At 65.5% G+C, this 22,956-nt stretch carries 21 protein-coding genes, 2 tRNA genes and 2 riboswitches; of the genes, 15 read left to right on the plus strand and 8 right to left on the minus strand.

The genetic code is table 11. The annotated features are described in order from the left end of the window. Positions 1-36 precede the first annotated feature (36 nt). A complete protein-coding gene (locus P0652_RS02890; protein ID WP_284177244.1) occupies positions 37-984 on the plus strand; it encodes a heparan-alpha-glucosaminide N-acetyltransferase in 948 nt (315 codons plus the stop codon). A gap of 71 nt (positions 985-1,055) precedes the next feature. Beyond that, positions 1,056-1,982 carry a CysB family HTH-type transcriptional regulator gene (locus P0652_RS02895; RefSeq protein ID WP_284177245.1) on the plus strand — a complete coding sequence of 309 codons (927 nt, stop codon included), beginning with the start codon at positions 1,056-1,058 and terminating at the stop codon, positions 1,980-1,982. A gap of 75 nt (positions 1,983-2,057) precedes the next feature. Here P0652_RS02895 and P0652_RS02900 read toward each other — a convergent pair. Continuing rightward, positions 2,058-2,142 (minus strand) — tRNA-Tyr (locus tag P0652_RS02900). Positions 2,143-2,391: 249 nt separating this feature from the next. Between P0652_RS02900 and rlmB the strand changes: the two genes are divergently transcribed. Then, positions 2,392-3,249, plus strand: a complete 858-nt coding sequence (gene rlmB / locus P0652_RS02905) for a 23S rRNA (guanosine(2251)-2'-O)-methyltransferase RlmB (RefSeq protein WP_284177246.1) — start codon at positions 2,392-2,394, stop codon at positions 3,247-3,249. 119 nt (positions 3,250-3,368) lie between these two features. Here rlmB and P0652_RS02910 read toward each other — a convergent pair whose 3' ends face one another. Further along, positions 3,369-5,048, minus strand: a complete 1,680-nt coding sequence (locus P0652_RS02910; RefSeq protein ID WP_284177247.1) for an MFS transporter — start codon at positions 5,046-5,048, stop codon at positions 3,369-3,371. A 359-nt stretch (positions 5,049-5,407) separates the two neighbouring features. Between P0652_RS02910 and P0652_RS02915 the strand changes: the two genes are divergently transcribed. The 4 genes from P0652_RS02915 (at position 5,408) to P0652_RS02930 (ending at position 8,257) form a co-directional block, all read left to right on the plus strand. Next, a tRNA-Thr gene (locus P0652_RS02915) sits at positions 5,408-5,482 on the plus strand. Between the two features lie 329 nt (positions 5,483-5,811). Then, a complete protein-coding gene (locus tag P0652_RS02920; protein WP_284177248.1) occupies positions 5,812-6,732 on the plus strand; it encodes a hypothetical protein in 921 nt (306 codons plus the stop codon). Positions 6,733-6,791: 59 nt separating this feature from the next. Then, positions 6,792-7,532, plus strand: a complete 741-nt coding sequence (locus P0652_RS02925; protein WP_284177249.1) for a hypothetical protein — start codon at positions 6,792-6,794, stop codon at positions 7,530-7,532. Positions 7,533-7,657: 125 nt separating this feature from the next. Then, on the plus strand, positions 7,658-8,257 hold the full coding sequence (locus P0652_RS02930; protein WP_284177250.1) for a response regulator: 600 nt from the start codon (positions 7,658-7,660) through the stop codon (positions 8,255-8,257). Here the strand turns inward: P0652_RS02930 and P0652_RS02935 are convergent. Then, positions 8,190-10,004 (minus strand): hybrid sensor histidine kinase/response regulator, encoded by a 1,815-nt coding sequence (locus tag P0652_RS02935; protein WP_284177251.1) that lies wholly within the window; start codon positions 10,002-10,004, stop codon positions 8,190-8,192. The two genes, P0652_RS02930 and P0652_RS02935, sit on opposite strands and share 68 nt — an antisense overlap. A gap of 174 nt (positions 10,005-10,178) precedes the next feature. Next, positions 10,179-10,272, plus strand: a riboswitch (glycine riboswitch). Positions 10,273-10,275: 3 nt separating this feature from the next. Beyond that, positions 10,276-10,364, plus strand: a riboswitch (glycine riboswitch). A 46-nt stretch (positions 10,365-10,410) separates the two neighbouring features. Here P0652_RS02935 and P0652_RS02940 point away from each other — a divergent pair. Further along, complete coding sequence (locus P0652_RS02940; protein WP_502947444.1) at positions 10,411-11,676, plus strand: D-amino acid dehydrogenase; 1,266 nt, start codon at positions 10,411-10,413, stop codon at positions 11,674-11,676. A 53-nt stretch (positions 11,677-11,729) separates the two neighbouring features. Here the strand turns inward: P0652_RS02940 and P0652_RS02945 are convergent, their stop codons facing one another. The 3 genes from P0652_RS02945 to P0652_RS02955 form a co-directional block, all read right to left on the minus strand. Continuing rightward, complete coding sequence (locus P0652_RS02945) at positions 11,730-12,578, minus strand: universal stress protein (protein ID WP_284177253.1); 849 nt, start codon at positions 12,576-12,578, stop codon at positions 11,730-11,732. A gap of 160 nt (positions 12,579-12,738) precedes the next feature. After that, a complete protein-coding gene (gene rpsU, locus P0652_RS02950) occupies positions 12,739-13,005 on the minus strand; it encodes a 30S ribosomal protein S21 (protein ID WP_284177254.1) in 267 nt (88 codons plus the stop codon). Between the two features lie 102 nt (positions 13,006-13,107). Continuing rightward, positions 13,108-13,320: a cold-shock protein gene (locus P0652_RS02955; protein WP_284177255.1), complete on the minus strand. Its 213-nt coding sequence runs from the start codon at positions 13,318-13,320 to the stop codon at positions 13,108-13,110. A gap of 308 nt (positions 13,321-13,628) precedes the next feature. Here P0652_RS02955 and P0652_RS02960 point away from each other — a divergent pair, with 308 nt between their 5' ends. The 3 genes from P0652_RS02960 to P0652_RS02970 all read left to right on the plus strand — a co-directional run bounded on the left by P0652_RS02960 (position 13,629) and on the right by P0652_RS02970 (position 15,818). Next, on the plus strand, positions 13,629-14,114 hold the full coding sequence (locus tag P0652_RS02960; protein WP_284177256.1) for a hypothetical protein: 486 nt from the start codon (positions 13,629-13,631) through the stop codon (positions 14,112-14,114). Positions 14,115-14,222: 108 nt separating this feature from the next. Then, positions 14,223-14,786: a L,D-transpeptidase gene (locus P0652_RS02965; RefSeq protein ID WP_284177421.1), complete on the plus strand. Its 564-nt coding sequence runs from the start codon at positions 14,223-14,225 to the stop codon at positions 14,784-14,786. Positions 14,787-14,798: 12 nt separating this feature from the next. Then, complete coding sequence (locus tag P0652_RS02970; protein ID WP_284177257.1) at positions 14,799-15,818, plus strand: amino acid ABC transporter substrate-binding protein; 1,020 nt, start codon at positions 14,799-14,801, stop codon at positions 15,816-15,818. Between the two features lie 104 nt (positions 15,819-15,922). On the opposite strand, the gene P0652_RS02975 is transcribed toward P0652_RS02970, so the two are convergent. After that, entirely contained in the window at positions 15,923-17,920 is a 1,998-nt protein-coding gene (locus P0652_RS02975) for a methyl-accepting chemotaxis protein (RefSeq protein ID WP_284177258.1), read from the minus strand. Positions 17,921-18,241: 321 nt separating this feature from the next. Between P0652_RS02975 and P0652_RS02980 the strand changes: the two genes are divergently transcribed. The 4 genes from P0652_RS02980 to P0652_RS02995 all read left to right on the plus strand — a co-directional run bounded on the left by P0652_RS02980 (position 18,242) and on the right by P0652_RS02995 (position 21,501). Further along, positions 18,242-19,222, plus strand: a complete 981-nt coding sequence (locus P0652_RS02980; RefSeq protein WP_284177259.1) for an MBL fold metallo-hydrolase — start codon at positions 18,242-18,244, stop codon at positions 19,220-19,222. 239 nt (positions 19,223-19,461) lie between these two features. Beyond that, entirely contained in the window at positions 19,462-20,289 is an 828-nt protein-coding gene (locus P0652_RS02985) for an NAD kinase (protein ID WP_284177422.1), read from the plus strand. Positions 20,290-20,396: 107 nt separating this feature from the next. Continuing rightward, positions 20,397-20,915 (plus strand): response regulator, encoded by a 519-nt coding sequence (locus tag P0652_RS02990; RefSeq protein ID WP_284177260.1) that lies wholly within the window; start codon positions 20,397-20,399, stop codon positions 20,913-20,915. After that, on the plus strand, positions 20,908-21,501 hold the full coding sequence (locus tag P0652_RS02995) for an Hpt domain-containing protein (protein WP_284177261.1): 594 nt from the start codon (positions 20,908-20,910) through the stop codon (positions 21,499-21,501). Before P0652_RS02990 ends, P0652_RS02995 begins: the two co-directional genes overlap by 8 nt. A 33-nt stretch (positions 21,502-21,534) precedes the next feature. Here the strand turns inward: P0652_RS02995 and P0652_RS03000 are convergent, their stop codons facing one another. Beyond that, positions 21,535-22,956, minus strand: coding sequence for a DUF2336 domain-containing protein (locus P0652_RS03000; protein WP_284177262.1), 1,422 nt, complete (start codon positions 22,954-22,956; stop codon positions 21,535-21,537).

A 22,956-nucleotide genomic window follows, 5' to 3' on the forward strand; every position in this document is an offset into this window, starting at 1 on the left:
AAAGCAGGGGGCAATGCCGACCGGATGGACCCGCCGATGCCTGAGAGCCCCGCCCCGCGCCTGCCCTTCCTCGACAAGGCCCGCGGCATCGCCCTCGCGGCGATGGTGGTCTACCATTTCGTCTGGGACCTCTCCTTTCTCGGGCTGATCGACCCGACCATCCGTGATTCCCTGCTCTGGAGCGGCTTTGCGCGCCTCATCGCCGCAAGCTTCCTCATCCTCGCCGGGATCGGGCTGGTCCTCGCCCATGGGCAGGGCCTCGACCGGGCGAAATTCCTCCGCCGGCTCGCGCTGGTCGCGGGTGCAGCCCTGCTTGTCACCGCAGGAACCTGGCTGGTCTTCCCCGATGCCTTCGTCTTTTTCGGCATCCTCCACGCCATCGCGCTCGGCAGCGTGCTGGCCTTGCCTTTCCTGAGGCTGCCGGTCTGGGTGGTCCTTGCCGCAACGGCGCTCGTCTGGCTCCTGCCCTTCCTCGTGCAAAGCCCGGCCATGGCGGCGCCGGTCCTGATCTGGATCGGTCTCGGCGATCGCCTGCCAAATTCGACCGATTTCGTGCCGGTCTTTCCGTGGTTCGGCTTCCTGCTGCTCGGCGTCGCGGTCGGCCGCCTTGTCGACTGGTCGCGCCTTGCCGGGCCGGAACCGGCGACCCGCCCCGGTCGCCTGCTCGCCACAGCCGGCCGCCGCAGCCTGCTGGTCTATCTCGTCCACCAGCCCCTGCTGCTCGGCACACTCTGGCTGGTGGCGCTGATGGTGGTGCAGCGGCCCGATCCGGAGGCGCGGCCCTTCCTCGCCGCCTGCCATGCCCAATGCGCGGCGAATGGTGCCGACGCCCCGACCTGCACGCGCCTCTGCCGGTGCGCGCTCGAGGCGACCCGCGCCGAGGGCCTCTGGGCCAGCCTGATGCGGGACCAGCTCAACGACAGCCAGCGCAGCCGCGTCGAGGCGATCAGCCGGCGTTGTGCCGAGATTTCCAGCCTGCGCTGATGTTTTGGACTCGCTGCCGTCTCGCGGCATAGTGGCAGGACAGACGCGGGATCGCGCGGACGGAAGGGACGATGAATTTCCAGCAATTGCGGATCATCCGCGAAACCGTGCGCCGCCAGTTCAACCTGACCGAGGTCGCCCATCACCTCGCCACCTCGCAATCCGGCGTGTCGAAGCACATCAAGGACCTCGAGGACGAACTCGGCGTGGCGCTCTTCGTCCGGCGCGGCAAGCGCCTGCTCGACCTGACGGAGCCCGGCCGCGAGATCCTCGCAATGGCGGAGCGCATCCTGACCGATGCCGGCAACATCAAGCGTATCGCCGAGCAGATGGCGCAGGCCGATCACGGCCAGCTCACCATTGCCACCACGCATATGCAGGCACGCTACGCGCTTCCCCGCGTCGTCGCTGCGTTCCGCGCGCGGTTCCCGAATGTGCAGTTGGTCCTGCACCAGTCAAGCCCGCCGGAAATCGCCGCCATGCTGGTCGAGGGCCGCGCCGATATCGGCATCGCCACCGAGACCGTTGGCCGGGTGCCGGAGCTCGTCGCCTTTCCCTATTACCGCTGGCACCATGCCGTGGTCGTGCCGAAGGGCCATCCGCTGGAATCAGCCGGCCCGCTCAGCCTCGCCGCCATCGCGGCCTACCCGGTAATCACCTATCATCAGGGCTTTACCGGGCGCCCGGCCATCGACCGCGCCTTCGAGGCCGCGGGGGAGCAGCCCTCCATCGTCATGGAAGCCATCGATGCCGATGTCATCAAGGCCTATGTCGAGCTGGGCCTCGGGATCGGCATCATCGCCGCGCAGGTCTTCGAGCCGGCGCGCGATACCGGCCTCACCTTGCTCGACAGCGGCAGCCTCTTCGAGGAAATGACCTCGCATATTGCCGTCAAACGCGGCCGGTTCCTGCGGGGCTTCGCCTATCGCTTCATCGAGGCCTGCGACCCGGCCTTGACCGAAGCGGTGATCCGCGCCGGCACGGAGCAGGGGCGCTGATCGGCATCGGTCCGGCATGCCGCGCGGCGATCCCGGAGAATGGTGGCGATGTCAGGAAAATCAGGTGGAAGGGAGTGGTGGGGGAAGCAGGACTCGAACCTGCGAAGGCTTAGCCAGCGGATTTACAGTCCGCCCCCTTTGCCGCTCGGGACATTCCCCCACAAACGCTGTACCTCGGTTTCCCGAGCGCGAGGCCGCGTTATGATCAAGCCGTCCCGGTGTGTCAACGGAAGAAAGCAGCCGGCAGCCTAGAAATTTGGCTGACGAAACCCGGGAGCAGGCGTGAAATCCCCGAACGATCGGCCTGGCAGGGCAGGTCTCCAGAAGCCGGGTAATCGACAAGTCGACAGCAAACGCCTATCCCGGCAAACCTCACGCTGAATCCGGGGCTCCCCGGGAAGGACAGAACATGAAATCGCCCTATCGGCGCGCTGGCCAGAAGGATGGCGGCCAACGCGCCCTCCCCGCAACCGGTCCGGATGACACGGCCCCGAAGCGCTTCAAGGACAAGTCCCGCTTCGCGCCAAAGCCGAAGAAGGAAAAGCCGAAGCCGCCCGAGGATTGCGACGTGCTCTACGGCATCCACAGCGTCCATGAGGCCCTCGCCAACCCGGCCCGCAAGCATCACCGCCTGCTCGCCACGGAGAACGGCCTGCTGCGCCTCAGCGAAGACCTGACGCTGCCGATCCAGGCGGAAGTGGTGAAGCCGGACGCGATCAACGCGCTGCTTCCGCCGGATGCCGTGCATCAGGGTGTCTATCTCGAGACGTTCCGCCTGCCCCTGCTGCGGCTCGAGGCCGTCCCGCAGGACAAGATCATCGTGGCGCTCGACCAGGTGACGGATCCGCATAATGTCGGCGCGATCCTGCGCAGCGCTGCCGCCTTCGGGGTGGGCGCCCTGCTCACGACGTTCCGGAACAGCCCCGAGGTCAGCGGCGTCCTTGCCAAGGCGGCATCCGGGGCGCTCGAGCATGTGCCGATCGTCGGGGTCACCAATCTCGGCCGGGCGCTGACAAGCCTGCAGGAAGAAGGATTCCTGCTGGTCGGTCTTGATTCCGAAGCCACGGAAGAATTCCACGACCTGCCGCTCCGCATGCCGCTCGTGCTGGTACTCGGGGCCGAGGGCAAGGGCCTGCGCCAGTCGACGCGCACGCTGTGCAACCATCTGGCCCGGCTGGAACTGCCCGGCGCGATCCGCAGCCTCAATGTCTCGAACGCGGCAGCGATCAGCCTCTATGCCGTGTCGCGCGGGCTGAAGGGCGGCTGAGCCTGCCCTCGCCCGCCGGAACCGGCTGATTTGCCCGGGCTCTGACAAAAAACCCCGCCGTTTCCGGCGGGGTTCGAAGGAAGGTCGTCCGCGGGGACAACGCTGGCGTTGTTGAACCCTCAGCGGTTCTCGACCGTATAGATATCCCGGTCCTTCGTTTCCTTCACGAAGAACAGGCCGATCACGAAGGTGCCGAGCGCCACGACGACCGGATACCACAGGCCGTAATAGATATCGCCGGTCGCCGCGACCATGGCGAAGGAGGTCGGGGGCAGGAAGCCGCCGAACCAGCCATTGCCGATATGGTAGGGCAGCGACATCGCGGTGTAGCGGATGCGGGTCGGGAAGAACTCGACCAGCGCCGCCGCAATCGGGCCATAGACCGCCGTCACGTAGAGAACGAGGATCGTCAGGATGGCGACGATGCTCCAGGCCTGGGTCGTTGCCGGGATGACACCGGTGACCTTGACGATCGACGGATCGCCTGCCTTCGGATAGCCCGCCTCGACGGCCGCTGCCGTGAAGGCTGCGATATTGGCCGGAATGGCCGGGGCAATCGCCACGTCCTTGCCCGCCACGACAACCTTGGCGGTGCTGCCGGCCGGGGCCGGGGTGAAGTCATACTTCACAGCGGCACGGGCCAGGGCCACGCGGGCCACGTCGCAGGCCGCGGTGAAGGTGCGGATGCCAACCGGGTCGATCACGTTGCCGCAGGTGGCAGGATCGGCGACGACCTGCACCTTGATGGTCTTGATCGCGTTGTCGAGCTTCGGGTTGGCCACCTGCGTCATCGCCTGGAAGAGCGGGAAGAAGGTGAGCGCCGCCACAAGGCATCCGCCGAGGATCACCGGCTTGCGGCCGATCTTGTCCGAGAGCGAGCCGAAGAAGATGAAGCCGCCGGTGCCGAGGATGAGCGACCAGGCCACCAGCACGTTGGCCGTAAACAGGTCGACCTTCAGGATGCTCTGCAGGAAGAACAGCGCGTAGAACTGGCCCGTATACCAGACCACGGCCTGGCCAGCGACGAGGCCGAGCAACGCGATGATCACGACCTTGAGGTTCTTCCACTGGCCGAAGGCTTCCGAGAGCGGCGCCTTCGATTGCGTGCCTTCTTCCTTCATCTTCTTGAAGGCCGGGCTTTCCTGCATCTGCAGGCGGATCCAGACCGAGACGGCAAGGAGGAAGATCGAGCCAAGGAACGGAATGCGCCAGCCATAATCGGCGAAGTCTTTTTCGCCGAGATAGAGCCGCAGCGACAGGATCACGACCAGCGAGAGCAGCAGGCCGAGCGTCGCCGTGGTCTGGATCCACGAGGTGTAGAAGCCGCGGCGACCAACCGGCGCATGTTCGGCGACATAGACGGCCGCACCGCCATATTCACCGCCGAGCGCGAGGCCCTGCAGCATGCGAAGGCCGATCAGGATGACCGGGGCCACCCAGCCGATCGTCGAATAGGACGGCAGCAGGCCGACCGCGAAGGTCGAGAGGCCCATGATCAGGATGGTGACGAGGAAGGTCTGCTTGCGGCCGATCAGGTCCCCCAGGCGGCCGAAGAACAGCGCACCGAACGGACGCACGAGGAAGCCCGCCGCGAAGGCCAGCAGCGCAAAGACATTCCGCGTCGACTGATCGAAGGACGAGAAGAACTGCGCCCCGATCATCACGGCCAGCGCGCCGTAGAGGTAGAAATCGTACCACTCGAAGACGGTACCGAGCGAAGAGGCCAGAATGACCTTCTTCTCTTCCTTGGTCATGGGCCGGACATCACGTCCGGCCTGGATGGCTTGCGCCTGTGCCATGGGCGTTCTCCTGAACTGTGCGGCATCGAATTCAGGGCCGGACAGGCAACAAGCCGCCCTCCGCCGGACGAGCCGGCGCTGGCGGGGTCTTGCTGATGCAGGCGACCCGGTTCAATGTTGTCGTTGAAGCGGCGGCCTGCGCCCCCACTGCGCCGTCTATAGACCGCGCTCCCTCGGCGCCCCAGCCGGCAATTGGGCTGATAGACCAAGGTCGGGAGTCTTTCGTCGGAACCGGTCGCGGGCCGGGCCTCGGGGTGCAGGGGCACAGCGCGGAGGCCCCCTTGCCGGCAATCGCCATTCGCGAACATGCACGCAAAGCCGTTGCCAGCGCCGGCCAAATCGGGAATAGGAGAAACCGCGCCGGATTAGCACAGCGGTAGTGCAGCGGTTTTGTAAACCGAAGGTCGGGGGTTCGATCCCCTCATCCGGCACCATTTCTTCCCTTCTTTCTGCGAATAGCGACCTGAGGAACAGGTCCCCTGCCCGCGCCCGGTCGTGCCCCGGATTTGCTCAACCGCCGGCTGCACGCCTTCGCTCCAACATCGATTCCTTCCGGATTGGCAGATACCCCGCCACCGTCTCCCGGCAGGTCCTGTGCCTTCACAGTCACAGCACCCGGACCCCTTGGACTAGTCCTTTCGATCATTTGCGCCCGCCGGTGACGGCTGCTTCTGTCCGCACACAAACAGCAGGCGACGGCGCGTCGGGCGGGCTTCGGCGATCCCAAAGCGTCGTCATACGAACGGGCAAGGGGCTGATACGGATGCGCGTGACGCCAGGCTTCATCATTGCGGCGGGATTGCTCGCCATGCCATCCGCAGCGTTGGCACAGGCGAACTTCAGCAATGCCAGACTGCCGAAACTCGCGCAGGTGCGCACGCTGCCTTTGCCAGCGGAATTCGTGGATCCGGCCCGGCGCGGCTTCCTGCACAGTTTCCGGCTGTCGGTTGATCTCGGCATGGCCATCACCGAGAAGCGCCGCCAGCCGACACGGCTGAAGCAGAACAGCTATGGCACCCAACTGGGCCTCAGCTTCGGCATCAGTTCGATGGGCTTTGCCTCGGTCACGGGCAATGTCTCGCGGGAAACGATCAAGTCGACCATTCTCGCCTTCCCGCTATCGCTCGATTCGAAAGCGGAAGCCGGCGGGGCCGATTTGGTCCTCGGGATCACGCCCCTGCCCTTCCTCCGCGTCGGCATCCTTGGAGGGTTCGGCATCGGGAACAGCACCTACCAGTTCGTCGGGGTGGCGGGCACGCCGGTCGGGGCGGACAGCACCAGCTACCGCTTCGGCGCCTTTGCCGGAGCGTCCTATCCGGTCGGCCCGGTGATGCTCTCGCTGGATGCCACGTTGCTGACCACCCGGAGCCGGCAGGCCTATGACCCGACCAACATTCCGCCCGTAGCGCATTTCGGGTCGACGATCGGGATGCTGCATCTGAGTGCGCTCTATTCGATCACGCCGCGCCTGCGCCTTTCGGGCGGCATCATCCTGAACCAGGTGCTCGCCGAGAAAGTGGCGCCAGCCGAACGCGGGCTCGACCCGAGCTGGTTCACGCTGCAGGCGGGCCTCGCCTACCAGATCAACCGGAACTGGGAAGTGTCGATCAAGGGCATGACCTGGCTCTCCAACCAGCGCATGAACTACAGCCGGGCGACCATCGGCGCGGCCTACACTTTCTGATCCCATTCCGGTGCCGCGGCCCTGCCCCGGCGCATTCCGACCCTTCCGGAGATACCCTGATGTCCATGAGGATGCGTTCTTTTCCCCGGTTTTTTGCAATAGCCGGACTTCTAGTTGCGCTCGGCGGGTTGCCGGGCTGCGCGGGCGTCGATCCCGGCCTGGTGCATGGGGGCATCAAGGCGCATTTCAGCCGGACGCCTGAGGAGCGGAAGGCTGCGCTGGCGGAATTCGCCAAGGCCGATAACTGGGCCAACACCGCCTTCTGGAACACGGCCATGGGCGAGGCGATGTTTTACCTGCCGGATGATTTTCGGACCACATTCACCCGCGACGAGGATACCTTCATCAACTACGCCTTCGGGGCCTATCTCGCCCAGTATCCGGAGGCGACTTATGAATCGCTCAACAGCTGGCTGGGCGAGATCGGGCTTCTCGAGCAAGCCGGCATCACGCGGGAGCGCCTCGAATACGCACGCGGCTTCGGCCGGATCTGGCTGAAGAACCTCGCGGAAGATCCGAAGAACCGGCCCATGAAAGAGCGCCTCGCGCTGTTCAAGCAGCGGTTCGGCGCGGGCTCCGACAGCTACAAGCGAATCTTTCCGCCCCACAGGATGCGGACCCTGCTGCGTGACGATGCGGCCCTCACGGCCTTCCTGACCGATGATGCCTATGCTGCAAACTGGGTTGAGCAGAACCGGGATATCAACACGACCACCCGCGACAGGACCTTCGATTACAAGTCGATCCAGGACTTCCTGAGCCCTGTCACGATCGGGATCCTGCCCGGCCTTGCGAGCTGACCGCGCGCGGGTTCCGGTCGATCCAGGAGCATTTGCGCAACCGGAAAGCCTCGCTGTACGATGTAATATAGGCCGATTCCTGTCGCGGGTTGGCGGCCGGTTTGACCTGCAGTCGGAGAGTGTTTGTGTCGGGAAAGCGTCAGGCGCGGATCCTGATTGTCGATGATCACCCGTTGGTGCGTTTCGGCCTTCGGACCGCCTTGCAGACAGCCTATCCCGGCATCGAGGTCGAGGAAGGGGCGCGCCTCGCCGAGGCCACGGCACGTGTCTCGTCAAACCCGCCCCATGCCGTCATCCTTGACCTTGCCCTGCCGGATTCGACAGGCATTGACACCTATCTCGCGCTTCGAAACGAGGCCCCCGACCTGCCGATCATCATCGTGACCGGCAGCGACCCAACTGAACTGCGGGGCGCGCCGGACCTCGATGACGCCGCCGCGATCCTGTCCAAGGCATCCGGGCCCGAGGCCATTATCGGGCACCTTTCGGATCTGCTCCCGCAGGAACCGGGCGCGTTCAAGGCCAATGATCAGCCTGCCCTGACTCCGCGCGAACGCGACATCCTCGTGCTTTGTGCACGCGGGCTGCAGAACAAGGTCATCGGGCGCAGCCTCGGCATCAGCGAAAACACGGTCCGCGCCCATCTCGCCAGCGTGTTCAAGCGTTTCGGCCTGACCCATCGTGGCGAGGTGAAGGAACTTCTCGAACGCGCGGGCAATCGCTGAGCGCAGCCCCCATCACTGTGCGCAGCGTGCCGGCGGCAACCGGCTTCTGGAGCACGCGGATGGCCTCGCCCGGATCAGGCACGGCCGGATCCGCCGTGACCAACACCGCCGGAATGTGCCGTCCGGCGCGGGCGCGGACCTCCCGGATCAGCATGAGGCCATCCATCGCGCCGGGCAGCCGCAGGTCGGAAACGAGAATATCGGGCGCGCCGCCGGCATCCACGAGGGCCAAAGCCGCCATCGCATCGGCGGCCACCTCGACGGTATACCCCCAGCCGGCCAGCATCTCGCGCAGGATCTCGCGGAGCGGATCATGATCCTCGACCAGCAGCACCCGCCCGGCTCCCGGCCCGGAAGCCTCGGGGATGGTGGCATGGCGCGTCGCAGCCGCAACCCCGGGACGGCCGGCAGCCGGGAGGTCGAGCGCGAAGAGGGACCCCTTGCCCGGCCAGGACCGCACCGCGATGTCTCCGCCAATGATCTCGGCCATGCTCTTCGCGATGGTGAGGCCAAGACCGTGGCCGCGCCCCGCCTGCCGGGCCGGATTGGCAAGCTGGTGGAAGGGCTCGAAAATACGTGGAAGGTCGGCCTCCTCGATACCCGGTCCGGTATCCCAGACCTGGATGACGAGGCGGCCCTTGCGCGGACGCACGCCGACCAGCACCCGCCCATTTGCTGTATAGCGGACCGCATTCCCAACGAAATTGCGCAGGATCTGCGTCAGCAGGACAGGCTCGGCCAGCACCCAGCGGCTCGTGCCTACAAAACCGAGGTCGATCGACTTCGCGGCTGCTTCGGCGGCGAATTCCACGCCGACCTGCCGGAAGATGCCATCCAGCTCGACCGGCGCCAGCCTGGGCTCGAACCCTTTCGCCCCGGCCCGGGCCGCCTCCAGCATGCGCTCGAGCAGGTCTGAAATCGTCTTGACCGATTCCCCGATCGTCGCGATCCGCTGCGCGCGGATATCCGTTCCGGCGGCGTCGAGCGTATCCAGCAGCAGCCTGATCGCATAAAGCGGCTGGCGCAGGTCATGGCCGGCAGCAAGCAGTAAACGTGTCTTCTCGGTGCTGGACCGTTCGGCGCGGTCGCGCGCCTCGGCCAATTCGCGCGAGAACGCCTTTTCCTGGTTCCGGAGACGGATCAGGTCGCGCATCGTGCGGTTCTGCAGCATCGAATAGCCGAGATGCGTGATGAGAAAGACGAGGCCGAGCACGGCCATCCAGCGGTTGGTCTCGTCAGGCGCAAGCCCGAACCGGACGATAATCGGTCCCATCGCACTGAGCGCAAAGGCCGCATAGACCTGCCTGTCTGCCGACAGCGAGGCGACTGAGCCGGCCGTCAGCCCGACAAGCATCATGATGATGAAAAGCATGAGCGGCCCGTCCCCGGACCCGGTGACAACCCACCCGAACCAGCCGAACAGGCCGCCGGAAGCGAGGCTCCCGAGCATGAAGCCCGCGCGCCAGAACCAGAGATTGCTGCCTTGCCGATAGCGCCAGTAGGCCGCCACGAACAACGCCCGGAAGGCGGCGAGAACCACCGCTGCAACCAGCCACGACGAGGCGAGTGTGGAGGGGCCAAGGCGCAGGCCATGGACATAGGCGGCGGTGGGCGCCACCACCAGAACCGCGCCGATGACGATCGGCATCTGTCGCGCCAGCAGCTCGACGAGTTCCTCGGCTTCCCCCGCCTGCGAGGGCCGGATCGATGGATCCCGCCCCGGGTTTCCGCCAGCTGTAACCGCCATGAACGAACCTGCCTCGTCTTGAACAGGGGACTGTCAACAACGTCCTAGGGCACGGGCGCCGGCCCGGAAAGATCCGGCAGGCGGTTTTCGGCAGGCGATTTTTCAGCGGGAAACGGCGGGCCTGGAACGCGCGTCCCGGCGAAGCGCCTTGACGAAGCCGCAGGCTCTGCTAGGCATCCGCCCGCGGAAGAGTTCAGCCGGTCCGCCGGTTGACGCCGAAGGAGCAACCGCCCCGGAAACTCTCAGGCCCCAGAACCGCACCCGTTTTTGACTCTGAAAAGTGGAGCTGCCGCTCCCGCCGATGGTGTAAGCCGCGACCTGACGAACAGGGCCGGTGATGCTCTCAGGCCAATGACAGAGGGGGCTCCGCCTCGCGCCGTATGCGCGGGCTCAAGGAGCCATGATCATGTCTGCTTCCCGTCCTGAATCCGTCGCCGTGATCGGCGCCGGCATTACCGGCATCACCACCGCCTATTCCCTGATGAAGCGCGGCTGCCGCGTCACCGTCTTCGATCGCCAGCCCTATGCGGCGATGGAAACCTCCTTCGCCAATGGCGGCCAGCTCTCGGCCTCGAATGCCGAGGTCTGGAACAGCTGGGCCACGGTGCTCAAGGGCATCAAATGGATGATGGAGCCCGGCGCGCCGTTGCTCGTCAATCCGGCGCCCTCCTGGCACAAGATCTCCTGGATGGGCGAATTCATCGCCTCCATCCCGAAATACGAGCAGAACACCGTCACCACCGCCCGGCTCGCCATCGAGGCCCGGGCCTATCTGAAGGCGATGGCCGAGGCCGAGGGCATCGATTTCGACTGCGAGACCCGCGGCATCCTGCATTTCTACGAAACGAAGAAGGATTTCGACGCGGCCGCCCGCGTCAGCGCCCTGCTCGCCAAGGGCGGGCTCGAGCGCCGCGCCGTCACGCCGTCGGAGATCAGATCCATCGAGCCGGCCCTGCGCGGTGACTATTACGGCGGCTTCTACACCCCGTCGGATTTCACCGGCGATATCCACAAATTCACGGTCGGCCTCGCCCGCGCCTGCGAAAAGAAGGACGTGTCGATGCGCTTCTCGACCGAGATCCTCTCGACCGCCGCCGGCGAGAACGATGTGACGCTTGTCACCCGCTCCACCGAACCGACGCTGGATGGCAGCCAGCATCCCGAGCAGGTGGAAACGTTCGACAAGGTCATCGTCTGCGGCGGCGTGATGTCCCGCGCCATTGCCAGCGGCTTCGGCGACCGGGTGAATGTCTATCCCGTCAAGGGCTATTCGATCACCGTGAGCCTGACCGAGAAGGCCGATCAGGACGCCGCACCCTGGGTCAGCCTGCTCGACGACAAGGCCAAGATCGTCACCAGCCGCCTCGGCCCGGCCCGCTTCCGCGTGGCGGGCACGGCGGAGTTCAACGGCTATAACCGCGATATCCGTGCTGCGCGCATCGCCCCGCTCATCGCCTGGTGCCGGGTGCATTTCCCCGGCATGAGTACGCGCCAGAGCGTGCCCTGGGCCGGCCTTCGCCCGATGATGCCGGACATGATGCCCCGCGTCATGCGCGGCCGGAACCCGCGCGTCTTCTACAATACCGGCCATGGCCATCTCGGCTGGACGCTCTCCGCCGCCACGGCCGATGCCGTCGGCGCGCTTGTCACCGCCCGCCCGAACGCGGCGTGAACGCAAAGGGCCGCCCCGGGGCGGCCCTCCTTCCTGTTGAACATGCGGCAGGATCAATAGGCCATGAGCAGCGGCACATGGGCGCTGTGGGTCAGTTCCACAGTCACGCCACCGAACAGGAATTCCCTGATGCGGGAATGCCCGTATCCGCCCATGACGAGGAGATCGGCGCCGGTTTCCACGGCATGCCTGTCCAGCACGGCACCGACAGATTCACCGACCACCGTCTTCTCGACCAGCTTTGTCTCGATCCCCTTGCGGGCGAGATGATGCGCAAGATCAGCGCCGGGCAGCATCCGGTCCAGTGGCTTCTCGCCGGAAACGACAACGATATCCACCTGCGTGATGCCGGGGAAAAGCTGCGCCATGTCGTTGGCGGCGCGGGCGGCATGGGGGGAGCCATCCCAGCCGATCACGGCACGCTGGAAGGCACCCTTCGGCGTGGCTCGGGGCGAGGCGACAAGAACCGGCCGGCCGGAGCGGAACAGCGCCTCCTCGAGGATGAGCCCGGTGACATCGAGCACCGACTTGGGCTGGTCGACGATGATCAGGTCGGTCGCACGCGCTTGCCGGACGGCGCGGGCCGCCGCTTCCTCGAGCAGGTCATGCGTCATCTCGACATGCGCCGAAAGCCCGGCAGCGGCGATCTGCGCCTTGGCCTCGACGATGAGCTTCTCGCCCTCGGTCAGTGCGCGCTGGTTGAGGTCGGCCATCATCGGCGCCACATAGGATGAGCCCAGCAGCGAGAATGGAACATGGGCCTTGGGCGTGATGACCGTGACGCCAAGATAGGCGCCGGCAGCTTCGGCAAGTTTCGCGCCGGCAAAGAGGGCTGCTGACTTGGCCTCGTCGGCAACCCGGATGATGCAGTGAACCGATGTCAGTGGCTTGGTTGTTGGCATGGTGGATTTCCTCCCTGGAACAAGAACTGGGAGGAACATGCCGGATCGGCGGACAGACCGCTCTGATCTGGCGCAAAACGACCCGACAATCGGTCGGGACGCACGAAAGCCGGCTGGCGCAGGGCGCCGGCCGGCTTCAAGGCAATCAGGGGAGAGCGATTTAGGCCGTGCGCGGCGCGCCGCGACCCGGGCCGGCAACGCGCGGCTTGGGCTTCGGCATCGGCAGGAGACCTTCGCGCTGCATCTGCTTGCGCTGGGCCTTGCGGGCACGACGCACCGCTTCGCCCTTTTCGCGCGTCTTGCGCTCGGAAGGCTTCTCGTAGGCCTTGCGCTGCCGCATCTCGCGGAAAACGCCTTCACGCTGCATCTTCTTCTTCAGGACGCGCAGCGCCTGCTCGATATTGTTGTCACGGACAAGAACTTGCAAAAGCCATCTCCCGGCATCGGCCGATAGGGAAAGGCGCGCCAGCCCGGATGAGCGGGCGGCGCGCCGGGGTCATAATGCCGGGCCGAAGCCCGGCAATCCGGTTCAGCCGATGATCTGGAGGCGATCGGCGGCGGACTTGCCGCTGCGGCGATCGGCAACGACCTCGAACGACACCTTCTGGCCTTCGTTCAGGCCGCTGAGGCCCGAGCGCTCAACGGCGCTGATATGCACGAAGACATCGGTGCCGCCGTTGCTCGGCTGGATGAAACCAAAGCCCTTTTGGGCGTTGAACCACTTCACGGTTCCGTTCTGCATGGGAAGTCCCTTTGGATCAGTTTGAGTACGTAGTCTGGCTGACGGCGCAGGCACGCAAACCGGTCAGGCTGGCGGCAAGCGCTGTTGATATCGATGTTCTAGGAGGAGGTCATCAGCCAAGGCGGATTCAGATCCGCAGTAGCAAAGTCGTTCGGCCGAAACTCGATCCTGCCTACATAGCATCAACCGCCCGGCGCGGCAACACGTTCTTCCGGAACACCCGGTCTTCCTCGAAAACCACGTGATCAACGCAGCTTGCCGGCCCCTCGAAGCTGTTTTACGCTGGATGCTCCAGAGGATGAAGCATCATGGTTTCCGCGTATCCTGCCTCGCTGATCCGCGCCGGAATCCCAGCGATTCTGGTCCTGCTGCTTGGCGGCTGCGGCACGACGATCGACGAGGCGGTCGTCACGCCCGGCGCCCTGACCGAACGCCCGGCCACGATCCGGAACGAACAGCTCATCGGGAAATGGGGCGTTGCCTCCTATCGCGAGGAAAAGGACCGCAAGCGCGTCGAGGCCCAGGCCCGCGCGCAATGCCGCCTGCCCTATATCATCGCGAAAGGCCCGTCCGATGGCGTGATGATGCATCTCGCCGACGATGCGAAGCTCTATGAGTTGCGGATCAAGGGTGGTTCGGACGGCAAGACCTATCTCGGGCCCGAGGCGCCGCCCGGCGAATGGCAGGATCGCGAGATCATTTCCATCTCGGAGAAGGAAATGATCATGCGTTTCGTCGATCCCGAAGTGCATGGCCGCTACGGCACCTTCATCTATGTCCGCTGCCCCGGCTGATTGACAGGGAGACCTATGACACCCCGCCACTCCCTCCTCTCCCGCTTCAACGGACTGGCGGTGGCAACCCGCCGCGGAGCAGGCTTCTTCCTCGCGGGTCTTGCTGTCATGGCGCTGTCTGGTGCGGCCTTTGGTCGCCAGCAGGCCGCCCCGATCTCGATGGATATCGGCGACGAGCCCGGCCGCGTGGCCACGGCGGAGCAGATCGTGGAAGAGGGCCCCTTCGCGCGCCAGCTCGTGTTCTTCCGGAGCAGCGAGCCGGCGGGAACGATCGTCATCCATACCAACGAGCGCTTCCTTTATGTCGTGCAGGGCAATAACCGCGCCCTGCGCTACGGGATCGGCGTCGGGCGCGAGGGCTTCCAGTGGTCGGGGCTTGTCCGGGTCTCGCGGAAGGCCGAATGGCCTGACTGGACCCCGCCGCCGGAAATGATCGCGCGCCAGCCCTACCTGCCCCGTTTCATGGCGGGCGGGCCCGGCAATCCGATGGGCGCGCGCGCACTCTATCTCGGTTCGACAGTCTACCGGATCCACGGCACCAACCAGCCGGAAACGATCGGCCATGCGGTATCGTCCGGCTGTTTCCGGCTGGCCAACGGCGACGTGATCGATCTTTTCGAGCGCATTGCCGTGGGTGCGAAGGTCATTATCCGCCACGGCGCGAGCATCTGAAGGAGGTCGGCCATGCCCATCGGTTTCCGTGCCTTCGCCCTTGCAGGCACCCTTTTCGCGGCGACGCTGCCGGCCTTTTCCGGCACGCTCGACGAGGTCCGCAAGCGCGGCAGCCTGGCCTGCGGCGTCAGCATGGGCCTGCTCGGATTCTCCGAACAAAAGCCCGATGGCAGCTGGGCCGGCTTCGATGTCGATTTCTGCCGCGCCCTCGCGGCGGTGATCTTTGACGATCCGAAGAAGGTGACATTCCATCCCCTCTCGGCGCTGGAACGCTTTGACGCCCTCAAGGCCGGTAAGATCGACATCCTGTCCCGCAACTCCACCTGGACCCTTGAGCGCGAAGCGGGGCTCGGCCTGCTTTTTGCCGGCGTCAATTTCTACGACGGCCAGGGGTTCATGATCCGACGGGACAACAAGGCCGTCAGCGCGCTCGAACTGAACCGGACGCGGGTCTGCGTGCAGGCCGGCACGACGAATGCGCAGGGGGCAACCGAATTCTTCTCGACGAACTCGATCACCGCCGAACTGAAGACCTTCCCGGATGGCCCATCCACCCTGCGCGGCTTCGAGACCGGTGAATGCGACGTCATGACCGCCGATAATTCCGGGCTGTTCGCCGAGCGCCTCCGGCTGGCCCGCGCGAGCGAGGCGGTCATCCTGCCGGATATTGTCAGCAAGGAACCGCTCGGCCCCGTCGTCCGGAATGATGATGTCCGCTGGTACACCCTGGTCCGCTGGGTCAATTTCGCCCTGATCAACGCCGAGGAGCTGGGCGTGGCCAGTTCCAACGTCAGCGAGGCGAAACGATCCACCAAGCCGGATGTCCGCCGCTTTGTCGGGGTCGATGGCGCCGATCTCGGACCCAAGCTCGGCGTGACAGCGGACTGGGCGGCACGGGCGGTCGCGGCTGTCGGGAATTACGGCGAGATCTACGAACGCAATGTCGGCAGCAAGTCCCGCCTCGGCATCCCGCGTGGGCTGAACCAGCTCTGGACCGAGGGCGGGATCCTTTACGCACCGCCCATCCGGTAGCCGGAGCCGCAACCAGAGGCCGTGCGCATGGAAAAGGCCGCCGGGTTCACCGGCGGCCTTCTGATTCTCTGTGTCCTGCAGGACCTTCCGGGCCGCCGCCGGTATCAGGCGGCGCGCACTTCCTCAAGGAAGGTCGAGACCACGCCTTCGAGCGACACCGCCTCGCTGGCGACGGTCTGGGCAGCCTGCGCCACTTCCGTCGAGGTCGAACGGCTGGACGAGGCCCGGCTTTCGGCATCGCGGATCGCCGAGGCGCCTTCCGCAGAGCTGCGCGCCGCTTCGTTGACATTGTCCGAGATCGTCGCGATCGCGCTGGATTGCTCCTCGACCGCCGAGGCGACGCTGGTGGCGATCGCGCTCATTTCGGAAAGGATGCCGCCGATCTGGCCGATGGCCTGGCTGACATCGCCCGAAGCGCTCTGGATCGAGGTGATCCGCGAGACGATATCCTCGGTTGCCTGTGCCGTCTGGTTGGCGAGCGCCTTCACTTCGCTGGCCACGACCGCGAAGCCCTTGCCGGCTTCCCCGGCGCGGGCCGCCTCGATCGTCGCGTTGAGCGCGAGGAGGTTGGTCTGGCCGGCGATCGACCGGATCAGTTCCACCACGCCGCCGATCTTGTCGGCTTCCGCAGCGAGTTCCGACATCATCGACGTCGCCCGATGCGATTGCTGGACGGCACGGTCGGCGACCTCGGTCGAGCGGACAGCCTGGCGGGAGACCTCATCCACAGACTTGGAGAGCTGCTCGGCCGCAACCGCCACCGAGGAAACTTCCCGCGAGGCGATGGCCGTCGCATTGCCCGCCACTTCGGCCTGGGCCGTCAGGGCGCGCGAATCATTGTCGAGCGTTTCCGAGGCCTGGCGCATCTTGTCGGCCGAGGATTGCAGGTGCTGCAGGGCCGATTCAATGGACGAGGCGAAACCGCTGATCGCCGACTCGACACGGCGGGCCCGCGAGAGACGGGCAGCCCCCTCTTCTTCGGAACGCCGCGTCAGTTCGGCACGTTCGGCGATCGACATCTGGAAGACGCCGAGGGCCTGCGCCATATCGCCGATCTCGTCCTTGCGGGTGGTATAGGGGATCTCGACATCCGCTTCGCCATCGGCGACGCGGCGCATCGCAAGGGCCAGGCGGGACAGGGCCTTGCCGATCCCACGACCGATCACGAAGATGATCGCCACCGAGATCATCGCCGCGAGAGCCGCCGTAATGAGCGACCACTGGGCGGCCTGTTCGTTGGCCGCCGCATTCTGGCGACGGGCTTCGGCCTGGCGGGCATCGGCCCGGTCACGGATCGCAGCGGTGGCAGCCAGAGCGCGCTTCGCATGGCCGACAGTATCGTCGCGCGCCTCGCGCTCCGAAGCCACGCCCTGGCGCCAGGAATCATAGGTCGCCTTCTGCTTGCGCACCGATTCGAGCAGCATATCCGCCTGGGGCCGGTCGAAATCGGCCCGGGTCAGGCGCTCGATCAGGCCGGAACGCATGAATTCGATGCGGTTTTCAAGCTTGTCATCGCGCTTCCAGCGATAGCGCAACTCGACGCCACGCAATTCGCCATAGGATCCTGCCAGCGGGCGGAAGCCTTCATGGGTCGAGGTCGCGCCGTCGAACAGGGCCGACAGCACTTCCGTCATCTTGTCGAGATCGTCGGTCAGGCCATCATTGCTGGTCCGGCCCACCGCCTCGACCTTTTCCTTCAGCGTGGCGAAGGAATCCTTCGCGCGCTTCAGCCGCAATTCGGCATTCTCGACGCTGTCGCGCATCTGCTGGTCGTTCGAGGCCTTCAGCTTGTCGAGGGCCTTCTGGGCATCCGCGATGCCGACAGTGATCTCGCGTTCGACAAGGTCAGTCCGGCTTTCAAGATAGGAGGAGACCTGTGCCGTGATCAGCGAAAGGTTCGAGGAGAGGATGTCGACCTGAGCCAGTTCCTCGACCGAGACCTGATAGGATTGGTCGGCCTCGGCACGAATCCGTTCGGCATGCTGGTTCAGGGCCAGCGTCAGCCCCAGCCCGATCACCGGTCCCAGGGCAATCAATGCGATTTTCCAGGTCACCGACCGTCCAAATCGCCCCAGAACGCTGGCTTTTCTGGCCTCACTCATTCCATCCCCCTCGAGCGCAACCGCGCCATCGACGTCATTCACGCCGCAACTATGGCGGGCATTGCTGAAGAAGTGGTGAATTGTTGCTTGGCCGAACCTGCCAAAAACCGAGGCAATCCGCCGAAAATCCCGGCGGATTCCGGCCTTTCGGAACAAAAAGCCAGGGCGCTGGGATCGGACTGTTTTTGCTTTTGCGCAAAGAATATTTGCGAAATTGAATGTCGCTAATCCACGCTGCCGCCCGATCTAAAGGGCACTCTTGTTCAGACGCTCAAGCCGGTGCCGAAAGATGACCCAGCCCGGCAAAAGGAGGAGGCCGACATGATTTCCCGCCGATCCGTTCTCACCACCACCACGCTTGCCGGTACGGCGCTGATTGCCGCTCCGGCAATCCTGCGCGGGGTCAGCAGCCCTGCCATGGCCAAGGCGCCGATCGTCGGCACCTCTGCCCCGTCATTCTATCGCTACAAGCTCGGCGATTTCGAAATCATCGCCCTGCACGAGGGTGAATTCACCCGGCCGCTCGATGCGTCCTTCGTCCGCAATGCGCCGCTGGAAGCTGTCCAGAAGACGCTGGCCGACGCCTTCCTGCCGACCGACAAGCTGACGATCAGCTTCACCGCCGTTCTCGTCAATACCGGCTCGAAGCTGGTGCTGATCGATACCGGCTTCAACGACAATGGTGGCCCGACCAATGGCCGCACCGTCGCGGCCATGAAGGCTGCCGGCATCGAGCCCTCGATGGTCGATACCGTCATCCTCAGCCATTTCCACGGCGACCACCTGCAGGGCCTCCGCAACAAGGCCGGCCAGATCGTCTATCCGAATGCCGAGATCATGGTGCCGGAAGCCGAATGGGCCTTCTGGATGGACGATGCCCGCATGGCCGCCGCGCCGGATGCCATGAAGGGTGCCTTCCAGGGTGTCCGCCGCGTGCTCGCGCCGAGCGCCAAGGACGTCAAGCAGTTCAAGTGGGGCCAGGAAATCGTCACCGGCATCACCACGGTCGATGCTTCGGGCCACACGCCGGGCCACACCGCCTTCGTCATCGCCTCGGGCAATGCGAAGATGATGTATGTCGCCGACACGACCAACACGCCGGTTCTCTTCGCGACGAATCCGGAATGGAAGGTCATGTTCGACATGGACGCAGACAAGGCCGTCGCGACCCGCAAGCGCATCCTCGACATGGCCGCCGCCGACAAGATCCGCCTCGCCTTCTACCATGCCTCGTTCCCGGCGACCGGGTTCATCGCCAAGGAAGGCGCCGGTTATCGCTTCGTTCCGGCCCAGTGGTCGTAACATCCGGCCATCCGGCCTGACAGACACGAAAGGCAGGGCGCAGACCGCCCTGCCTTTTTTCTGGACCACTTCCGGGCTGTCCCTCGCACAAGGCAGGTTTCTCCTTCCCGCGGCAGGGGGCACCTTGCCTTTGCGCCCGACATGGCTACCGTCCGTGCCAAAGGCGCCCCGGGCGCCGCAGATCGCCGGGAGGGCGCATGAGCATCGAGGGCGAGAAATCCGCCGCCGGTCTTGCCGGCATGCCGGCTGGCCGGTCTTCCGGCCCTGTGCTCGCCTTCGTCGCCTCCACCGCGCCCGAAGCCCAGCTGGCAGCCCGGCGACTTTCCCGCTTCTATGGCGAGAACGATCCGGACAAGGCCGATATCGTCGTGGCACTGGGCGGCGATGGTTTCATGCTGCAGACCCTGCACCGCTTCCTCGGCACGGAAAAGCCGATCTACGGCATGAATCGCGGCTCGGTCGGCTTTCTCATGAACGAGTTCCGCGAGGACGGCCTTGTCGAGCGGATCGCGCAGGCGGAGCGCAGCGTCGTGCATCCGCTGAATATGCGCTGCCGCGATTCGTCAGGTCGACTGACCGAGGCGCGTGCCCTCAACGAGGTCTCGCTGCTCCGCCAGTCCTTCCAGGCCGCGAAACTGGAAATCGCCATCGATGGCCAGGTCCGGCTGCCCGAACTGGTGGCGGATGGCGTGCTTGTCGCCACGCCGACAGGCTCGACCGCCTATAACTTCTCGGCCAATGGCCCGATCTTGCCACTGAACGCGCCGTTGATCGCGTTGACCCCGATCTCCGCCTTCCGGCCGCGGCACTGGCGCGGCGCGCTGCTGCCCGACAGCACCGCCATCACGATCACGGTGCTGGAGCCGGACAAGCGCCCTGTCGCGGCCGTTGCCGACCATTTCGAGACGCGGGATGCGCGGGAAGTTTCGGTGGCGATGGATCGCTCGGTCAACCTCGTCATGCTGCACGATCCCGGACATTCCCTTGACGAGCGGATCCTGCGCGAACAATTCGGGACGGATCCGGCCGATCTGCATGGAAGGGAGCGGCATTTCACGGCGCGTTAACGGTCTTTGATTAGCTTCGCTTCCGTTGAGAGAATTCTTCGGCCCGGGTGCAGTATCGCGTCACACGCCAGGGTCGGCGGCAGGATCCGTGACGCGCTGGGCTGTGCATGTTTCGCGTCGATTGTAGCCGCCTGCGTTTCCTCGTGATCGATGACAACGGCTATATGCGCCGCATCATCCGCACGCTCCTCCACGGCTTTGGCACACGCGAGGTCTTCGAGGCCGAGGATGGCGCGGCCGGGCTGGAATCCTTCGCCACCCACCTCCCCGATGTCGTGATCACCGACTGGTCGATGCCGGTCTTCGACGGGATCGAGCTGACCAAGATGATCCGCCAGCCGGATACCAGCCCGAACCCGTTCGTCCCGATCATCATGGTCACCGGCTATGCCGAGCGGAACCGGGTCTTCGAAGCCCGGGATGCCGGCGTTTCGGAAATGCTGGTCAAGCCGATCTCGGCCAAGGGCCTTTATGCCCGGATCGCGAAGGTTGTCCTCAATCCGCGCCCGTTCATCCGCACGGAAAACTATTTCGGTCCCGACCGTCGCCATCTCGTGAAGGCGGACCAGTACAAGAACCGTGGTGCCGTTGCGGCATTCACAGGAACGGGGATGGGCAATGCGTAACAACAACACCCTTGCGCAGAACGAAGCGCCGGAATCGGACGGCACGGTCGCCCAGGATTTCGGCGATACGCGCGTGATCCATCTCGGTGGCACGCTCCGCGCCAAGGCGGCGGTGCGTTCCTCCGATGCGGGCGGTGTGGACGAGATGTCCGTCGCGGCAGCCGATGCCGCGATGAAGGACCTGTCGGGCGACTTCCAGAACTGGATGGGCGACGAGGTGAACCGCCTGATCGCGGCCTACGAGGTTTTCCGCGATTCCCCGCCCGACCAGCGTGATGTCGGCCCGCTTTTCCGCGCTTCGCATGATATCCGCGGCCAGGCGGCGGTGTTCGGCTTTCCGATCGCGGCGGAAATCGCCGGTTCGCTGTCGAAGCTGCTGGACAAGATCGAGCCGGATTACTTGCCGATCCAGCTCGTCGCGCACCATGTCGATTCCGTGAAGGCCATCTACCGGAACAATATCCGCGACTATGCCAACCCGGTGGCGACGCAGATCATCCACAACCTGCGCCGCGCGATCGACCGCGTGGTCGACGCGCGCCAGAAGGCGATGCAGGAGGAGATGCGGTTCCGCCGCCCGAGCTGAGCCCTGCGCCCGGCGTGAGGCCCGCCCGAACGATCAGGCAGCCCGGCTTCGGCCGGGCTTTTGCGTTGAAAACGCCGGCAGCGTGGCCGGGGGCATCCCGAGTTCGGTCTTCCATTCGGCAATGATCGTCGCAAGGTCGGGAATCGGCTCGTCGAGCACGAGTCCGCGCTCGCGCAGGATGCGGCGCTTTGGAGTGGCGATTTCGGGCTGGGACTGGACGATCTCGGCGACCAGCTTCTCCCCGTCGGCATCGAACCCGCCGAGCCGCAGCAGGTCCTGCGCATCACCGGGCATGCTGAGCGCCAGCGATTCGGATTTCTCCTGGCGGAGATCCTGCCGGAGGCTTTCGGCACGGGCACGGGATTCCTCCCGCATCGTCTGGGCCTCGAAGCGCCGGAGCATGGCCATAAGGCGCACGCCCTCCTCGCCGGCAATGTCGATGCAGGCGCCCTGCGCCGCCCGGAGCACGGGCAGCGAGAATTCGCCGGGCGCTTCGCCGGCCGGCAGGCGCGCCGCCGCCATGATCGCAGCCGCCAGGACCGGCTCGGCAAAGGCCGGCAGGCCCGCCCGCCGCAGCAGGACGACGATCGAAGGCTCGGAACGCCCGCGCAGCAGCGCCGAGACGCGGCTTGCCGGTACTGAGCAGAGATCGGCCAAAGCCTGGGTAACGAGCGCGAGGTCACCGCCAAGCACACTGCGCAGCAGCAGCGCCGGTGTCAGCAGCCCCTGCTTGCGCAGATGGGCCACGAAGCGGCCGACTTCGCCGGGGCTCTGCCGCGCCAATGCGATCGTCCCGCTCTGAAGCGTATCGTCGAGCAGGCGAGCCTTCCGCCCGCCTGCGAGGAAGCCCCCCTCGGTCACGAACTGGCCGAGCCCCTCCGCCGTGCGCAGCATCAGCGCATGCCGGGCCGTGACGGGCAGGTCGGGACGCGCCTGTACGACAACGCGGAATTTCGGCAGATGACCGAACACTTCGATCAGCGCCAGCAGGTCCGCTTCGGCGATTTCGCTGGCGCTGTTTCCGGCCAATGCGAAAGCGCAATCGGGGTCGCGCCGGTGGATCAGCGCCTGCGCGACGGCACGGCTGACATCCTGCCGGATGGCGATGGCCACCAGCGCCTTGCGTTCACCGGTTGCGGCGAGATCGACGAGATCGGCCTCGGTCAACAGCGGCGAGCGGGCGATGAGCGGCGCGGAAACTTCTGCCTGATCGGCGGCGAGGCCCAGGACGAGATGGCGCGGCGCTTCCCGGCTTTCGGCAAAGGCCAATGCGAGGGCCCGGCGAACCATCGGCGAGGGATCGTCGAGCACCGAGGTCAGAGCTGCTTCCACGGCCTCCGGCGTATCCTCGCCGAGCGCGCCGGCCTGCCACGCCTCGGCCAGCACCGTCGCCGCCTCGGCCCGCTCGCGGGCAGGTGCTTCGTCCATCCAGCTCAGGAATGATTTGACCAGCAT

It is taken from the genome of Rhabdaerophilum sp. SD176, assembly GCF_030143245.1.
Classification (GTDB): Bacteria; Pseudomonadota; Alphaproteobacteria; order Rhizobiales; family Beijerinckiaceae; genus Rhabdaerophilum.